At 60.1% G+C, this 16,345-nt stretch carries 19 protein-coding genes; 2 read left to right on the forward strand and 17 right to left on the reverse strand.

Annotated features, from left to right (window positions below; translation table 11 throughout):
• Together WKI89_RS11565 and WKI89_RS11570 are read right to left on the reverse strand one after the other, a co-directional pair.
• Positions 1-684, reverse strand: a 684-nt coding sequence (locus WKI89_RS11565; protein ID WP_337869791.1) for a M12 family metallopeptidase, incomplete at its 3' end; no start/stop codon positions are given.
• A 402-nt stretch (positions 685-1,086) separates the two neighbouring features.
• Entirely contained in the window at positions 1,087-2,421 is a 1,335-nt protein-coding gene (locus WKI89_RS11570) for a hypothetical protein (RefSeq protein ID WP_337869792.1), read from the reverse strand.
• 415 nt (positions 2,422-2,836) lie between these two features.
• On the opposite strand from WKI89_RS11570, the gene WKI89_RS11575 reads away from it, so the two are divergent.
• The gene (locus WKI89_RS11575; RefSeq protein WP_337869793.1) at positions 2,837-5,149 is read left to right on the forward strand and encodes a hypothetical protein; all 2,313 of its coding nucleotides are present in this window, start codon (positions 2,837-2,839) and stop codon (positions 5,147-5,149) included.
• Between the two features lie 74 nt (positions 5,150-5,223).
• Here the strand turns inward: WKI89_RS11575 and WKI89_RS11580 are convergent, their stop codons facing one another.
• The 15 genes from WKI89_RS11580 to WKI89_RS11650 form a co-directional block, all read right to left on the reverse strand.
• Complete coding sequence (locus WKI89_RS11580) at positions 5,224-6,537, reverse strand: nitrate/sulfonate/bicarbonate ABC transporter ATP-binding protein (protein WP_337869795.1); 1,314 nt, start codon at positions 6,535-6,537, stop codon at positions 5,224-5,226.
• Positions 6,538-6,551: 14 nt separating this feature from the next.
• Positions 6,552-7,193, reverse strand: coding sequence for an ABC transporter permease subunit (locus WKI89_RS11585; RefSeq protein WP_337869797.1), 642 nt, complete (start codon positions 7,191-7,193; stop codon positions 6,552-6,554).
• Between the two features lie 492 nt (positions 7,194-7,685).
• Positions 7,686-7,952: a hypothetical protein gene (locus WKI89_RS11590; protein WP_337869799.1), complete on the reverse strand. Its 267-nt coding sequence runs from the start codon at positions 7,950-7,952 to the stop codon at positions 7,686-7,688.
• A gap of 16 nt (positions 7,953-7,968) precedes the next feature.
• Positions 7,969-8,409, reverse strand: a complete 441-nt coding sequence (locus WKI89_RS11595) for a hypothetical protein (RefSeq protein WP_337869801.1) — start codon at positions 8,407-8,409, stop codon at positions 7,969-7,971.
• Between the two features lie 12 nt (positions 8,410-8,421).
• Complete coding sequence (locus WKI89_RS11600; RefSeq protein ID WP_337869802.1) at positions 8,422-9,831, reverse strand: DUF2586 family protein; 1,410 nt, start codon at positions 9,829-9,831, stop codon at positions 8,422-8,424.
• On the reverse strand, positions 9,828-10,052 hold the full coding sequence (locus WKI89_RS11605; RefSeq protein ID WP_337869804.1) for a hypothetical protein: 225 nt from the start codon (positions 10,050-10,052) through the stop codon (positions 9,828-9,830). Before WKI89_RS11605 ends, WKI89_RS11600 begins: the two co-directional genes overlap by 4 nt.
• Positions 10,042-10,551 carry a hypothetical protein gene (locus tag WKI89_RS11610; RefSeq protein WP_337869806.1) on the reverse strand — a complete coding sequence of 170 codons (510 nt, stop codon included), beginning with the start codon at positions 10,549-10,551 and terminating at the stop codon, positions 10,042-10,044. Before WKI89_RS11610 ends, WKI89_RS11605 begins: the two co-directional genes overlap by 11 nt.
• Positions 10,544-11,026, reverse strand: a complete 483-nt coding sequence (locus WKI89_RS11615; protein WP_337869807.1) for a phage virion morphogenesis protein — start codon at positions 11,024-11,026, stop codon at positions 10,544-10,546. Before WKI89_RS11615 ends, WKI89_RS11610 begins: the two co-directional genes overlap by 8 nt.
• A 2-nt stretch (positions 11,027-11,028) precedes the next feature.
• A complete protein-coding gene (locus tag WKI89_RS11620) occupies positions 11,029-11,301 on the reverse strand; it encodes an HU family DNA-binding protein (protein ID WP_337869809.1) in 273 nt (90 codons plus the stop codon).
• Positions 11,301-11,753: a DUF1320 domain-containing protein gene (locus tag WKI89_RS11625; protein ID WP_337869811.1), complete on the reverse strand. Its 453-nt coding sequence runs from the start codon at positions 11,751-11,753 to the stop codon at positions 11,301-11,303. Before WKI89_RS11625 ends, WKI89_RS11620 begins: the two co-directional genes overlap by 1 nt.
• 11 nt (positions 11,754-11,764) lie before the next feature.
• Positions 11,765-12,670 carry a Mu-like prophage major head subunit gpT family protein gene (locus tag WKI89_RS11630; protein ID WP_337869813.1) on the reverse strand — a complete coding sequence of 302 codons (906 nt, stop codon included), beginning with the start codon at positions 12,668-12,670 and terminating at the stop codon, positions 11,765-11,767.
• Positions 12,671-12,682: 12 nt separating this feature from the next.
• Positions 12,683-13,039, reverse strand: a complete 357-nt coding sequence (locus tag WKI89_RS11635) for a hypothetical protein (protein WP_337869814.1) — start codon at positions 13,037-13,039, stop codon at positions 12,683-12,685.
• Between the two features lie 47 nt (positions 13,040-13,086).
• Entirely contained in the window at positions 13,087-14,073 is a 987-nt protein-coding gene (locus WKI89_RS11640) for a phage protease (protein WP_337869815.1), read from the reverse strand.
• 107 nt (positions 14,074-14,180) lie between these two features.
• Entirely contained in the window at positions 14,181-14,465 is a 285-nt protein-coding gene (locus WKI89_RS11645) for a hypothetical protein (protein ID WP_337869817.1), read from the reverse strand.
• 147 nt (positions 14,466-14,612) lie between these two features.
• The gene (locus WKI89_RS11650) at positions 14,613-15,122 is read right to left on the reverse strand and encodes a hypothetical protein (RefSeq protein ID WP_337869818.1); all 510 of its coding nucleotides are present in this window, start codon (positions 15,120-15,122) and stop codon (positions 14,613-14,615) included.
• Positions 15,123-15,913: 791 nt separating this feature from the next.
• Between WKI89_RS11650 and WKI89_RS11655 the strand changes: the two genes are divergently transcribed.
• The gene (locus WKI89_RS11655) at positions 15,914-16,132 is read left to right on the forward strand and encodes a helix-turn-helix transcriptional regulator (RefSeq protein ID WP_337869820.1); all 219 of its coding nucleotides are present in this window, start codon (positions 15,914-15,916) and stop codon (positions 16,130-16,132) included.
• Positions 16,133-16,345: the final 213 nt, after the last annotated feature.

The following is a 16,345-nucleotide window of genomic DNA, read 5'->3' on the forward strand; positions in this document are numbered from 1 at the left end:
GGCCCGGTCGTTTGCAGGTTTCCTGGCGCGGGTGAACCTGATTCTGCTGGTGCACAACCTCATCCGCAGCCGTCTTCTGCTCAGGATGGCGGGGGTGGAAGGGTAGACTGCAGGTAGCACACGAAGGGATTCGTTGAAGACATCGTCCCGCCGCCCGACGACGGAGGAACACCCCCGGGAGTTCTTGAAGACCAGCTTGTTGGGCCCGCCTGGGTCTTCGTATAAGTCGAGATTGGTGTGTTCCTCCCAGTGCGCAATTGCCTGCAGGATGCGCCTGCGCATGGTGATGTTGTCGGCCTCACTGCCCCAGTCGTTGGCGAAGGTATAGGGTATCCGCCCACCGGGCCAGCGGGTACAGCTCCAGCCGAAGTCGCCCCCGAACCCCTCCGAGCAGCCTACGCCTTGGGGCTTGATGCCCGACTCGGCGGCTCGAGCCGCCATCTGCGCCACCTGGGCCTCGGTTCCCAGGATCATATCGCCCTGGTAAATTGCTAGGCCGTCAATCACCTCGTAGGTGAAGGGCTTGCCGCTGATGGTGATGGTTTTCACCTCGCCCTTGCGGCCTGGGTCATAGCCGGGGTGGGAGCCTGCGGTAAAGGTTGGGGTTTCCTCGGGCGGGTTTGTGGTACAGGCCGCTAGCACCAGAAGCGTACTTGCCAGAGCCAACTTCCAAAGATGTTTCATGGTCTTCCTCCATAGTGGGCTTCGGGTTTCCCGAAGTTGCCCGAAGTGTAGAAGAGCCGGGTTGAACACCCCATGAACGGTTGTTATACGCATTTCGGTAGTATCGTTCACTTCGGCAAGCCTAAACGATACTACCGAAATGCTTTTCTACTCCCTTCGGTCGGCTTGAATCCTTCACCTCTGACTGCGTCCTACGGTGAAGGATTCAAGCGGAAACGGTATTACATAGTTCGACTGTAGCAAAACAATGCCATGCGAACTTCCATTTGTAACCAACAGCCCCCGCTTTGCGGGGGCCTTTTTGCTGGCTTACTCTGGGCATGACCAGACTATCCAATTTGCGCTTAAGAAAAGCAGCTTTTGAATCCTAAAGTGAATGGCGAGACTCCCTTGTGACCGCTCCTATGGCAGCTTGTGGAAGAGCGGCAGGCCTGCCGGGGCCGGGTAGAGGGCCAGGCCTCCTGCACTGCCGATGCTGCTGGTGATGATGCGCTCGGGGATGGTGGGGCTGCCCGAGGTGCTGCTGGTGCCAAGCTGGGCAGGGGAGAGCCGGGCGAACTTACCTGCCGAGTAGGTGATCCATAGCCCGCCACCCTCGTCAAAGGCCATGCCCTCCAGCACGGCCCCCACCGGAATGCTCACCTGGATGCCCGGGGTCAGGGTCTTGTTGCCGCTGCCGCCTTGGTCGCTGGGCGTGAGCCGGTAGAGGATGTTGAGCCCAGGATCTATCACCCACAGGTTGCCGCCGGCGTCGAAGGCCAGCAAGGTGGCGCCCAGGGTGTTGACAGGTGAAGGCGTTTTAGACTCGATGGTCAGGTCGGGGCCGCTGGTGGAGGCACTGAGCCGGCTGGCGTTGAACTTGACCACCCGCGCAGCGCCAGCATTGGCAATCCACAGGTTGCCGCTGGCGTCGAAGGCCAGTCCCTCCGGCGCGTCTAGGCCGGTGATCTCCACCGCTGGCGTGACCGTAACCGTGCCCGAGGCGTTGAGCTGGCTGGCCGCCACCCGCACCACCTTGTTGGCGCAGGGGATGCTCACCCACAGGTTGCCGCTGGCGTCGAAGGCCAGCCGGGCGGGCCCAGGGGAGCAACTAAACCCACCAATGTTGATGCTGCGGTCGCGGGTCTTGCTGCCCGAACTGCCCAGCACACCAGCCGGGTAGCGCACCAGGTTGGGGTCTACGGTGGTGCCCCCGATGCCCCAGAGGTTGCCGTCTGAATCGAAGGTGAGGTCGCGCAGGGCGACGGTACCGGCGCTCACGCTGGGGCTTTGGGTGGCGGTGCTGCCCAGGAGTGAGGCCGCAAAGCCCAGCAGGGGCGTGCTTCCGCTGGGCGGGTTGCCGTTGACCATCCAGAGCTTGTTGCTGCTGGGAATTGGGCTGTAGTTGACGTTAACGGTGGTGGCCTGTCCGTTGCGCACACAGGCCGGGCTGCTGTTTACGCTGGCGCTGTAGGCGGTGCGGATCAGGGGGTCGGTGTTGGCTACCTTATCGGCGCTAATGGTGTAGGTGCCGGCGGCGGTGGCGGTGAAGGTCTGGCTGCCGGTGAGGTTCTGACTGAAGCCCGAGGGGCCGTTCACGCTGACCTTGGCGTTCACCCCGCCTGGCAGTCCGCTTACATTTACCACTAAGTCGCCCGTGCCGTTGGGGTCGCAGCCGGTTCCGGCCCCGCCGCCCGGCCCGCAGGCACTCATGAGCAAAGCCGCCGCGCCCAACAGTCCCATCCAGGTTTTTTTCATACTTTTCCCCCTTTTTAGGTAGTGTGCCATACTCGAGCACGCCCGGAGATTAACGAAACACCCCTTAACGCTCCATGAACGGTGTGAGTACCACCTCCAGAAAGGCTGTTTCTGCATTTTCCAAGCAATATGAGACGAACTGCCAGGCCCGAGGAAGGCGCGTCTTTATGGGCCGAAACCACGGGCCCCCAGCGCCTAAAGTTCGGGGTTTCACCCAGCTCTTGTCAGCGCGGGTAAGTTGTTTGAACCGGGTATGCGTTATGCGTTGCCTGGGTTGGGTGCAACAGGGGAAGATGTAATGCGCGTTTATTATGGCTGTACCACGGCCTGGTACCTGGTACTGGGTTTTTTGTGGTACGTGATGGGGTTCTGCATACTTTCCGCCCTTACCTCCATCGCGTAAGAGAGGAGGGGTATGCGAACGTTAATTGCTTTGTTTTTGGCAGGAGTTCTAGCAGCTTGCGGGAGGGGGCCTCAGGAGCCAGCATTTATCGAGCCCAAAATTTCCCCGCAGACCCGGGTGCTGAGCCCCGAGACCCGCGAGAGCCTCGAGGGCCTGGTCATCAACAACCTGAACGAGTGCCTCGAGTACACCAACCCGAGCCGCCCGCTGTGCCAGGCCACCCTAACCTTCAAGGCGGGCAGCCCGCAGTTGGGGGAGCTCGAGGTCGGTCAGATTCTGGCCAGCGAGCCGGGCCCCAACGCACCATATGGCTTTTTGTTCAAGGTAAAGCAAATTACAGCAGGCAGCGAGCAGGTGGTGGTGGAGGCCGAGGAGGCCAGCCTGGCCGAGGCCATCACCGAGGGCGAGGCCAGCTTCCAGAAGAATCTTGGGGCCCAAGACCTAGTCCAGGCCGAGGGCCTTTCTCCAGGGGTTCGGTTTGCCAACGGCCAGACCCGCTACCAGGCCCAGCCAGGTGTGCAGCCCATGAATGTCCTCGACTTTACCTTCAACGAAATCATCTACGACGAAGACGGCAACCTTTCCACCACACTGGATCAGGTGCGGGCCGAGGGCAATGTATTATTTGACCTGCAAAACGGCTTTTCGGCCGGTGTTACCTGGAAAAAGGTGCTGGGCGTTCCGGTTTATCCAAACGGGGTCTACTTCAAGGCGGCTTATGGCATCAAGCACAACGCCAGTGTAAAGATCTTCTCCACCCTGGGCAAGACCATCAAGAAGGAGTACGAGCTTACCAAATACACCTTCAAGCCCATCACCGTGATGGTGGGGCCGGTGCCGGTGGTGTTTGTCCCCAACCTCTACATCACCATCAGCGCCGAGGGTACGGTCTCGGCCAACCTGGTGCTGGGGGCCAGCGAGGAGCTCAACGCGCAGGCCTGCCTGGAGTACAAGGGGGGTTTCAGAGACTGCTCGAGCCTGGGTAAAAAGTTCGAAGCCGGCATCGCCCAGGCCAACAGCACCCTGAAGGTCACCGGCTCCATGAACGGCAAGGTGGATGTGTTGCTGTACGGCCTGGTGGGGCCCTATGCCAAGCTGGGGGCGTACCTCGAGCTGAGCGCCACCGTGCCCGGCAACCCGGTCTGGAAGCTGGACGCCGGGGTCAAGGGCAGCATCGGCATCCATGCCGACCTCTGGCTCTTCCGACTGGATACCGACCTCGAGATCTTCAACGAAAAACTGGGTACCATTGCCCAGGCCCAGCCGGGCCCGCCCTCGGTGGTTTTTGGAGGTGGGAGTTCGGTTAATTTCGAGGGCGGCCCGTTTATCAACCGGCCCTATTACATCTGCGCCACGGCTTTCGATCCGCAGGATGGCCCGCTGCCGGTACAGATAAGCTCGAGTTCGGATGGTTCCCTGGGCACCGCGCCTACCAGCAGCAAGTGCGTCTCCTACACCTTCTCTACCCTGGGCCCCCGCACCCTCACGGCCAGGGCCACCAACTCCCTGAACCTGAGCGCCACCGTCATCACCACCCTGACCGTGCAGGACATCCCCCCGCTGATCCACATCATCCAGCCGCTGCCCAGCCTCAACCCCACACTGCCGCAGGCTAAGGCCGTACCCGCAGGCCGCTACCTGTTCTTACAGGCCGTCTGGGAAGATAAAACGCTGAGCGTGCCCGACTGTACCCGTGGTGAGTGGCGAAGCCGCAACCGCGATACCAACGCCGATATGGGCGACGAAGTACCCAGCCTCGGCTGCGCCACGCGCATGCGCCTGAGTAATCAGCCCGGCTGGCGGCGCATTACCTTCAAATACACCAACCCCCAGGGGGTCGCGGTGGATAAGTATGTGCTGGTGAATGTGGGAGATCCCGACCCACCCCGCACCAACCAACCGCCGCTGGCCAAAATTACCCGTCCGGTACCGACTTTTGCCAAGGATAAAGTTGCCAACCCCACGCTTGGCAGCACCAATATCGTGCTGGAAGGCAGTGTTTTCGATGCCGATACCGATACCCTGGCCTACGCCTGGTACATTGCCGAGGTGGTGGGGGGGTATCCCGGCCCCAAGAAAGCAGTGCCTGGGGGTTCGGGCAGAGTAAACATCACCACCGACAGTTTTGGGCAGCGCCTCAACGCGACCCTGCCCAGTGTTACCATTCCCAACCTGGCCGCGCTGTTCCCCTCGATCAACACCTGTCCGGGTTACAAGCAGCAGTTCGTGGCCTACCTCGAGGTCTCGGACGGGTTTACTTCCAGCGCCTGGCCGCGACCGGTGATCATGTCTCAGCGCTTCGAGCTTCCGGTGTGCATCAAGTGATACCGGCCTGTTGAATCCAAGCTGGGTTCGGCGAATGCCGGGGTAGATAGGGGAATACCTACCCCGGCCTGGCATCACCCAGCCGCCGGGCTGGCGGCCTCCTCGCTTCTGAAGAGCAGGCCGGTGTTGTAGTCGTACTCGAACAGCTCGGCGTAGCGCCCCCAGTCTATGGCTGTGGCCAGCACCTTTTCGGCGTCCTCGGTGGACATGTAGTCTTCCAGCTCGCGCAAAAAGCGCTCCTCAGGGGCCCGCCCGGTGGGGCGGGTGTGCAGCACCCGGTGGATATGCCCGACCAGAGGAACCTGCTGGAGCAGGCGCTCTGCGAGGATGTGCTTGCGCCTCTCCAGGCCGGCCTTTACGAAGCGCTGGCCTTCAGCAGTGAGCTGGATATCGCCGGCCTGCAGCACGGCCAGGCCCAGCAGTTCGGCGGCGTCCAGCAAGGGGAAGAGGTCGTCTACTTCCAGGTGCATCTCCTCGGCCAGGCGGGGCAGATCCTCCTTGCCGTAGTCGGGGCCTTCGGCCACCCGTTCTAAGAGCCCGGTGAGGGCCCCCACCGGGGCCTGGGGCAGGCGGTGGCCCAGCGTGAGGGGCTCGAGCGTGGCCCGCTCAGGGGCCGGGCGGGTGGTCAGGATGCGGTAGATCTCCTCGACCAGCTCCTGGAAGGCGGGGTCTTCGCGTTCCCGCGGATGCCCCAGGGTGACCGCTATCTCGGCCCGGATCTGCCCGGGGTTGCTCGAGAGCACCAGGATGCGGTCGGCCAGCAGCACCGCCTCCTCGATGTTGTGGGTGACGAGCAGGATGCCTTTGAGGGGGAGACGTCCGCTCTGCCAGAGGTGCAAAAGCTCGAGGCGCAGGGTCTCGGCGGTGAGCACATCCAGGGCGCTCATGGGTTCGTCCATAAAGAGCACCTCGGGCTGTGTGACCAGGGCCCGGGCAAAGCCCACCCGCTGGCGCATGCCGCCGGAGAGCTCCTTGGGGAAGGCTTTCTCGAAGCCGTCCAGCCCCACCAGGTCAATGGCCTCCAGGGCCCTTTGGCGGCGCTGGGGGGCAGGGATGCCCATTGCCTCCAGGCCCAGCTCCACGTTTTGCTGCACGGTGAGCCAGGGGAAGAGGGCAAAGCTCTGGAAGACCATGGCCATGCCCGGCATGGGCCCCTGCACCGGCTGGCCCCGGTAGCGCACCTCGCCCGCCGAGGGCCGCAACAGCCCGCTCAGGCAGCGCAAGAGGGTGCTCTTGCCCGAGCCGCTGCGGCCCAGCAGGGCCACAATCTCGCCCTCCTGGAGCTCGAGGTGGATGTCCTCGAGCACGCCAAAGGGCTTGCCCTCGGGGGTGGTGAAGGTTTTGGTCAGGTTGTGGGCCTCTAGCAAGGTTTTGCGGTTGGTTTGCATGGATACCTCCGGGATTAGTCCAGCCGGTAGCGCTCCTCGGCCAGCCGGTAGAGCCGCCGCCAGATCAGCCGGTTGTAGGCCAGTACCCACAGGCCCATCACCAGCATGCCCAGCCCCACGTGGGGGTTGAACTCGCCGGTGCTCCAGTGGGCGATGTAGGCCCCCAGGCCGGTGGCGACCAGGGTGGTATCGCCCCACTGCACCACCTCGGCCACGATGCTGGCGTTCCAGCTACCGCCGGTGGCGGTGATGCCCCCGGTCACGAAAGCGGGGAAAATGGCCGGCAGGATCAGCCGCCGCCAGCGGTTCCACCCCCGCAGGCCGTAGAGACGGGCGGCCTCTTTGAGGTCGTTGGGGATGGCCGCGCTGCCCGCGATGGCGTTGAACAGGATGTACCACTGCCCCCCCAGCACCATCAGGGGTGAGACCCAGATCTCGGGGTTGAGCCGGAAGTGCGCGATGGCCACCACAAAGAGGGGGAAGAGCAGGTTGGCCGGAAAAGCCGCGCCAAACTGGGCCAGGGGCTGCACCCACTGGGTGAGGCGGGGCCGCAGGCCCACGTAGACCCCGATGGGCAGCCAGATCAGCGTGACCAGGAGCACGAAGAAGGTCACCCGCAGGGCGGTGAAGAAGCCCAGCTTGAGCACCTCGAGCACCTCCGGCCAGGCAACCTTGCCCGCTGGATGTACCGCTTCACGCTATTTGTCATACGCGGAATAGCCGGAATAAAGCGGAATAAGCCGTAATAAATGCGTGTCTGAGGGGAATCCAGCGGGCGTTAACTGGAAAAAACTGAACCTGGTACACGGTGCACGCTAAATGTCACCAAGGCGAATTTCGCTCCACGCTAAATGTCACGACGCTCCACGCTAAATGTCATCTTGAGAGCATTCTGAAAAAAATGAGTGGCGATTGATACGATGTAATAATAAATGAGAACCTCTCATTAGTGTATAAAAGAAGCAATTATGCATAAAAAAGCCCCTACCTCGGGGCCTTTTTGGATTGGGGATTATATCGGCGCTCTAACCAGAGTGCTCTACGCGCCTGGTTGCGGAACTCGTCCAGGTCGAGGCTAGCTGGTTGGCAGAGCCAGTGCTCGATAAGCGCAGTGTACTGCTCAAAGGGGCTGAGGGGGTCATCAAAAATCAGCCCCTGATCGGAAAACCCAGCTTTTCCATCACCGACTCAGTGACATCGCTGGCGTAACCTGGCTTTTCTACCAACAATGCCTCCCACTCGGCGCGCTGAGAGGGCTCTACGATCGCCAGGGTGAAGTTGGTGGTGGCCTGGATGGCGCTTTTGCGGGTTTTAGCAACCAATACATCAATTTGAGCAGTGGTCGGTTTACGGAAGGCATAGACCCTACCTTCAGGTGCCTCGAACGTGTGAAATGCGGCGGGTTTATCGGCCATCTTTTACCTCCCAAGGTTACTCGGAAAGGGCGTCCTGGTTATTGGACTGCAATCCCAGGTACTGGAAGCCTAGAGTGACAGTCATTTCGTCTCCATCTTCCTCGATATTATCGAAGTCTCGCTCGACGAAAATACAGTCCTGGAGGACATCGGTTTTAGGATTCCCGTCGCCCTTGTCATAGGAGACGACAATCTCGAAAGGGTCAATACCGTAGAGCCCCTTCTGTTGAATTTCTGAGTCTTCGAGCATGTGATCGTACTCTTCGCGCAGCACCGTGAGCTGTCCATCCTTGCCACTATAGCGGTTCAGGCGATAACCGCGAGGTTTGAGTCCTTTGCCGTACACCTTTTCTGCTCCGCGCTCATCGCCATAGTTGATGGACTTTACATCCACCAGGGTGCGACCCTTTAGGTTGATGGTGATGTGCTCCCAATCGTAGTACCTACCGTTAATCATACATCACCTCCGTCAGGCCGCCAAAAAGGGATTTTCAAAGCCGATATCCAGGGTAATCTCGCGCAGGTAGCCCAGCGGCACGATGCGCACCTGGACACGTAACGACGGGCTGGCCAGGATGTCCTGTCCCGCTGGAATGACCACCCGACCCCGCACAATTTCTCCGCCTGTCTGCATCAAGCGCAGCGGGGTGTTGGCGCGGGCGACCAGGGCGGCCAGGGATGCGTTCAGATCGGTAGGATCTACCCCTTGCTGGACAAAATCCAACAGGGCCTGCCGCACCTGCGTGGTGGCCTTGTTCATCACCCGGCGATTCGGCACAATCTTGTAATCGCTGGTGGGCGCGGCAGCCATGCGATCCTCTACCACAAACCAACCGTCGCGGCCAATAAGCTTGTAGATCGTGGTGAACCCAGCGTTGTCCAGGGCCAGGCTGTGGGCGTTATTGAACAAGGTGGCCTTACCGTACTGGCCGGAATTGAAAGGGGCCGGTACCACCAGGCCGCTGAGTGAACCTTGCTGTACCCACGCTACCTTGATATGTACCGGATTACGACTGGATCGAGCGGCGATCCGGGAGGCCAGGCTTTGTACCTCCAACCGGCCGCTCAATGTATCTACCACCTCTCCCCAGGCCGCCACGATCTGGACGTGTTTAGAAGAGAAGGATGCCTTTTCGGTCAGGCGAGTGTTGACCCAGAGATCGGCATCTGCCCCAGGAGAGACAGTCTCAGCCACAAAATAGATGTAGCGAAAGGCATTCTGGGCTTCAAGCGCGAGGGCATCCAGGGTGGCCCACATTGCCGCATCAGAAGGCTGAGCGAGTTGGATGTATTCATACAGGAGCGCCGAGTTGAGAGCCGCCCGAATGGCGGCCTGGGCGCTGCTTACAGAGGCTCTGGGCGCCGTCGCGGTAAATATATAGACGTTACCCAGCACATAATCGCCTGCGGCAAAGTTCAGGGTGAGACCCGTGCCGGGGAGCGCATAAGTGGCCGCAGTGGAAATCTCCACACTCACACTATCCCCACCGTCCAGACTATAGACAAAAGCCGATGTACCGATTGCTCCTGCCCTGGTAATAGTAACCACCAGTTCATAGCTATCGAGCGGACTACCAGCGGTAGTGACAGCAGGGTTGGAGGGGTTGCCCGCACCCGGCGTCACCGATCCAGCCACGTCCCCAGCGGCCCGTACCGCGTAGACCTGGCCACCCCCATAAGCGAGTTGGTCGGCCACGGCCCGTGCCAGCGGTCCGCTACCCAAAACGGAAGGCACCTGGCCGAGATCGGCCAGGCCGACCAACTGATTGAGGGGACCAGCCGAGGATACGCCTACCACGACGCGCTGCCCATCGCCAGAGGGGGCTACAACCCCCAGTCCACCATCTTGAATGACGGGATATACACCTGGCAGACTCATGCATCACCTCGTTTCCGGGCGGGCAATGGCCCGTCAGTCGGGCTCTTCAAAAACCGCTCCACAGCCTGCGTAAACTCCGTCTCCTTCAACCGAGCTCCAACAGCCCACCCCTCGCGCACCCGCACCCCCGCCAGGGTCCAGGCGGGAATCCCGTATTGCTCGGCCAGGTGCTCAACGGTGGGGAGATCGGCGGCGGACTGCGTTGTGTTGTTATTCGCCACTTGCGCCTCCTTCGATTTCGCGCTCGATTTCAACCGAGATGGGCACCCACGCAGTATCACGGTATACGCCGATCTCGACCGGGATCTCGAGCCAGATCCCGTTTTGGGCGATAAGGACGCCTTCTTCATCCTGATAGGAAAACCTCACCCCGGCAGCGGGAATGGCAAATGCAACGCCCGAGCCGTCCACCAGGGTGTGATCGAAAAGCCAGGCCAAAAACCCTTGAAGGATTTGGCCCAACTCCCGCTCGGTGCGGGCGTACAACTCCACTCGTATGACGGCCTGTCCAAGCCACAACCAGCGCCGGGTTTTATCCCCCACCTCAATAGATAAGCGCTTTCCGGCCCGCTCCAGGCTGCCCTGGAGGGGGTACAGATAGGCGGCTAAGTCGGAGGGATATCCCTCGCCCCTGCTGCGCTGTTCCTGCCGGATATAGCGCTCAATCAGCCCAGTTTGCACCAGGCCCCTGCTTAGGTGGTTGCGTACCAGCTCAACCACCCAACTCCTCCTCGAGGATGCGGCGAATTTCGACCTCGTCAGCGCGAGAGATGCCCAGGTAGGGTCGCGCTGGCACACTGACCTTCTTGCCCCGTCCAGCCTGACCACCCAACTGATGGATGCGCCCATACACCACATTGGTACCCACCATCACCCTGGTGCCCTCCCGCACATAGGAGATACTATTGCGCAATCGTGCAGACCGAATAAGGATTTTTCGACCCTGCAGCCGCTCTTCTACCCCCTTACGCAATCGCCCAGATTTGGTGAAATCGTTGGCCCTGGGAGCTACGGTGGCGGCGGCCAGGGGCGGCCAGGGGCGGCCATCCGGCCCCGCCTGCTCATCAAATCGTTGGATGGTGGAGGAGACCAGCGCCTCCCCCACACTGGACGCCACCCGATCCAGGCGAACCTGGCTAAACCGCCTTACTATACGGTTTAGCCTTTGCAGATCGCCCTTAATTCGCACTCCCACAACTACTTCACCGCGTCCTTGAGCCTCCTGGCGGGCCGGAACACCGGCACATGCCTGGCCGGGATTACGATCGGATCTGCGGTGCCAGGCCGCACACCCAAACGCTCCTTGCGATCTGCCACCTCAAAGGTGCCAAAACCGTTTACCCGCACAACCAGGCCCTCTTCAAGGGCAGCCTGCACGGAGCCGACGAACGCATCTATTACTGCCTGCGCAGAGCGCTTAGACAGACCGGTTTTACCGGCCACCACCCCAATCAAATCTGTTTTACGCATCAGAAACCCCCCAGCTTTTTGCGCGAGAAGACCCGATCATCGGCAGAGATTTCGGCCCCAACCCCACTGGGGGCGGTGGGGCCATCGGAGCCCGCGCCACTGCCGAAGGTAAGGCTGGTTCTGCCAACCGCCAGGTCGCGCAGCCAACGAATAGCATCTTCGTAGTTGGTGCGGATGGTCTCATCGGCTGTACCAGGCCGGATGCCGCGCCGTGAAAAGAGCTTGTACTTGACGATATCCATCGCCTTGTCTCGCAGCACATCTGGGATTTCGGGCAGCGGCAGAGCGTAGCGTTGAGCCACGTAGGAGTTGACCTCAGCCACCCCCTTGCGGATATCTTCGACAATCCGAGCCTCCCCCGCTGGGGTAATCGCCTTTTCGTTCTCGTCGTCTACGAGATAAATCAGCACATCCTCGGCCAGGTTTGCTCGAATATCAGCGATGGAGAACATAACTCTCTCGATTAGGCTCCAGTACTGCCATAGGCGAGCTGCCAGAAGGCGTAGCCCGCATTTTTGCGGTCATCAAACCCGTACACATACTCCTTGCGCTTGAACACATTCTCGTCGGTGGGCCTATCCAGTGCGGTGAAGCGCGGCTCCTTACGTACCTGGAGGATCAGGGGCTTGACGGCGCGACCGGTCTCGAGCAGAAACCAGTACGCAGAGGCTGTACCGGAAAGCTCGGGCACCACCAGTAGGCGGGCCTTCTGGTAATTGGGGTTTTCGCCCCCGCCCGACAAGGTGCGCAGGGCTACGATGCTCTCGGCAGTGGCCCGCAAATCGGGCCCGACCACCAGCAGCGGAGCACGGTTACCGGTACCCATGAACAACCGCATGGGGCGCCCAGATGCGTTGGGCATCTTCTGCATCTGGGACAGGGCGGCCTCGAAGTTTAGAGCAGTCAGGGCCACGTTGCCGCGGTTGGAAAAGGTGGCTTTGCCTACCCTGTGATCGGGGGCAAAGAAGGTCTTGCCGTCGTAGCCCTGCTGGGTGAAGCCGGCCTTTAGCACATCAAAGACGAGTTGATCGCGATGATAAGCCACTTCCTCGCCAAGCATCTGGAACATGGGTGAGTAGACCCCGAGGTTGTCATCCTCGATGTCATTCTCCTTCACCGCCACCGACAGTTCGAAATCACGGTTTTTGATGGTGTAGCTGGACTCGCTGAGGCTTTTGATGTCCCGCTCGTCCACCCACTCCTTCATTCCAGGTACGTCGGCCAGCCAACCATACGTGTTGGAACTCGTGTTACTGGGAGCCATCATAGCGACCTGGCCCCACTGCAGGTCAACCTGGGCCAGGCTCTCGTAGGCCAAGGCGCGGAAGGCGCGGCGCAGACTGGCAAGATTGGCGTCAGTTATAATCACAAGTACACTCCTTTAGCGGGTGTCCACCCACACCCCATCGGGCTCGAGGTCAATGATGCGACCGGCCCGGCTCTTGGTGTTACCACCGTTGGTGCGACAGACGGTCTGGTCATCGGTAATAAAACAATCAGCCCAGAGGTCAGCCTGGGTAATCGCATCGCCCACATCGTTGTCGAACTTGAAAACCCCCCGACGCACCAGCACGCTGATAGCCCCGTTGGCCCCGCCGATGTTGTCGCCGGTCTCATCGGCCCGACCGATGACCCGCAGGTTGAGTGCAGCACGACCTGGAGCGGCATATCCCGCATCGGACACCACCAACGTGCCCTGAAAAACCCTTGTATTGGCTTTAACCGGTACGGCCACCACAGAACCCTCACGCTCGGGAGTGTCACGAGGAGCAGTTGCAGCAGGCATTAATCCTCACCTCCATACGTCCTGAGTGTTTCTTCGGAAACACCAACAATTTTGGCAACAACCAGGTCGCTGTCGTTGAGTCGGGAGCGGGCCTGGTCGTCCTCGAGCCCCACCTTAGGCAGCTTGGTTGGCACCTGCTTGGGCATAGCCTCCAGAGCGGCGCGAGTGCCCTCGTAGTCCAAGGCCGCCAGCCGCAGGAAATTGGCCTTCTGAGACTCGAGAATGCGGCCATCCTCGAGCGCAGCCTCCACCAGCGACGCGATACGGCTGGTGGCGCGTTCGCGGCGGTCGGCCTCGAGTTGCCCGCGCAGGTGCTTGATCTCTTCCAGCACCCCCTCACTCGCGGCCAGGCGGATGATCCGCCCCCGCAGCTCGGGGGTGAGGGTGAAGTCTGCCAGCTCGAGCGCCTGCCCCAGCAGTTCGCCCAGCCCGGCCTTGGCCAACAGAGCCTCCAGAGCAGCCTTGACCTGCTCCGCGGTGGCATCGTGGGCCAATCCCAACAGTTGTTTGAGCCAGTCCATTGTATCCTCCAGGCCGATCCGACGTTGCCACTGCGTGCCGGGCCGGTTGGTTAGTGCGTGGGAGTGGTATCCCACAATGTGCCCATCCTCGGTGTGTAGCAAGACTGGGGAGATATACCCATACGCACCCGACGCAACATCCGCTGCCCCCTCCGCTGTCCACTCCTCGACCAGGCCATATACATATCCGTCCTCGACCACCACATCGCGCACAAAAGCGGCGGCAGGCGCCTTGTCTCGCTTACCCTCTTCGACGTGCAGCGTGGCGTGGTGCCAGTCGAGCACCCAGGGACGGCCCTGGGCGGCAAGCTGCTCCCTTACCGCGGCCAGGCTGGCCTCATCGAAGAGAAACCGCCGTCCATTGCCAAAAAACTCACCGAAGGGGTGGAGTGGAATCCGAAGCGGCAGCCCGCCGGACACCAAGGACATCGGCGAAGTGCTGCCGGAATAGGTCAGGGTGTGCAAATTGAACCTCCTCAGGAAAGGTGTCGAACAGGTCTAGCGGCAAACCGGTCTTCAGACGCCAGTAGGCGCGGTTCTCCAGTCGGATGGTGTTGGGTGAAAGCCATGTATTAGAGCCGTTCGTCTGCAGAGACAGCGGGGGCGCCAGCCTGAGTGCCGCCACCCTTACGAAAGGTGCCGTCGGCGTTAAACCGACTCACCACCCAGTCAATGACCATACCTAGCAGTACGTCGGGGATGAACGCGGGCCAGAAGCCCAGGATGCCTGTCACCACTTCCTTGATGCGGGCAATGGCGGCCTCCCTTTTTTGCGCCCCCGGCAGCCCATCCATGATGTCCTCGATCAGCAAGACGATCAGGCCCACCGTGGCGTAGACCAACTTGGAAATTGCCAAGATTGAAGCAAACCTGTTCAACACCCACCCACCTCCTCATACAAAGACGCCAAACCAAAACCCCCAGGGAAACCCTGGGGGTGACTTGGCTAGGTTAGGACTAATATAACATGCCGCTGTGGGCCGTGACACCTATAAGCCCACCGCTCAGGCTGCAACACAAAATCGGGGCCACGCGGGGGTGTTGGGAGTATCTGATCTAAAGATTACAATCTGTCCTGAGGCCAGACCCCCAACGTAGTACTGAACAACGTATTCCACGCGAACAGTCCCAAAAGTGGCCCGATAGCGACCACTTTTGCGGGTATCCAAACGCCCCATCCACTCAGACAAAGCCCTCGAATCGAACCTGCCCATACACGCAGTGCCGAGCAAACCAAACGCAAAACCCAACGCCTCCAACGCCTCAGGAACATCAGGCTGTCGTACGAAACCCACAGAAATTTGATTAATCCAGCGCCGGCCCTCAGCCGTCTCGGCAAAAACGCCTACTGTGGTTACGCGACTATTACGCACAACATCCACAGAATAGCCATTCGGCAGGTTCTCTTTAACATATTCCAGGTCCGCACGCCGAAAAAGGGCCTCAAGGGTGGTCGCGGGCTGGGCAAACACAACCGCAAAAAACACAATCAGAACAGACAAAACCCGTTCCATCGCTAACCCCCCAAACGTTCTACAGCTCCCTGCACCCAGACCACGCGACCAATAATCTCTTCCACGTCCTCGGCGGGAATGAGGGGTGGGGCCGAGTTGGTATACAAGGGATTTATGGACATCAACCGCCGACCAAAACGTTCTTCCTTGAGAGCCTTACAGACGTAACTACCATCGGTTAACCGCGCTATCACCACTTGCTAGCTCACCCCCTTGTCCTTTCGGTTGGCCACCACGATGTCGCCATCGCATATAGGGCGCTTCCCGCCACACATGGAATCGCCCATAACCTCATAGGCTTCCAATAAACGCCCCTTCGCTACAGTAGAGGGCACATAGACACTCTTGGTGTTAGGGGCCACGAGCTGACCTGGGCCCGCACCAACAACCCCAACCACAGGGACTATAAACCCGCCCTCAATCACCGGCAGATGATCGGCTCCGGGGGCATCAGGCTCCAATCTAAAAATAAAGTCCTGGATAGGCCTGTTTAAGACTGCTGCCAAAGCAAGCAACGTGTCAATAGATGGTTTTACCCAGGTACCTTTGGGGGATACCCTGCCACGAACAAGGTGATATAGCGTACCCCTGGAGATCCCGGAGACCCGTGAGAACTCCTCTAAGGTTTCGATACCCCGAGCCTGCATGCTTTGGTATATCCAGTCGTTGAACGGCCCTTTTAGATCGGCAGGCTTCCGCTTTGTTAGGGCGGTTTGCAAATCCTTGACACTTGTAGGCTATACATGTAGCATTGTAGTAATGCTCCACATGTTGCCAAGAGGTATCTGAACGTGAAGGACAAAATCGAGCTTCTAATGCACGAAAACGGAGATACCCCACGGACGTTGGCCCGCAAGGCCAACCTAGCCGAGGGTACGATAGAGCACATCCTGACCGGGCGCAGGGGAAAACGGACATCGTTTTATGTCATCGAGAAAATTGCGGCTGCGTACGGCGTTAGCCTGGATTTTTTTTCTTCCGAAACGCTACGTACGGAGCCAACAGCCTAGTGGAGGCCTATGCCTAAAGCTGATTTTGTCAACCTGACCGAGGCCGCTGAGCGGCTGGGCAAAAGCATCCGAACCATCGCGTTGTACATCAAAAACCCAGCGGTGGAGTCGCAAATAGTCCAGGTGCCCCGGAAACGTGGGGGCTATATACGCAAGCGCCTGGTCAACCTCGAAAGCCTAATAAGGGCCATTATGCAAGACCGGGGCGGTCAG

The organism is Meiothermus sp. (genome assembly GCF_037443965.1).
Classification (GTDB): Bacteria; Deinococcota; Deinococci; order Deinococcales; family Thermaceae; genus Meiothermus.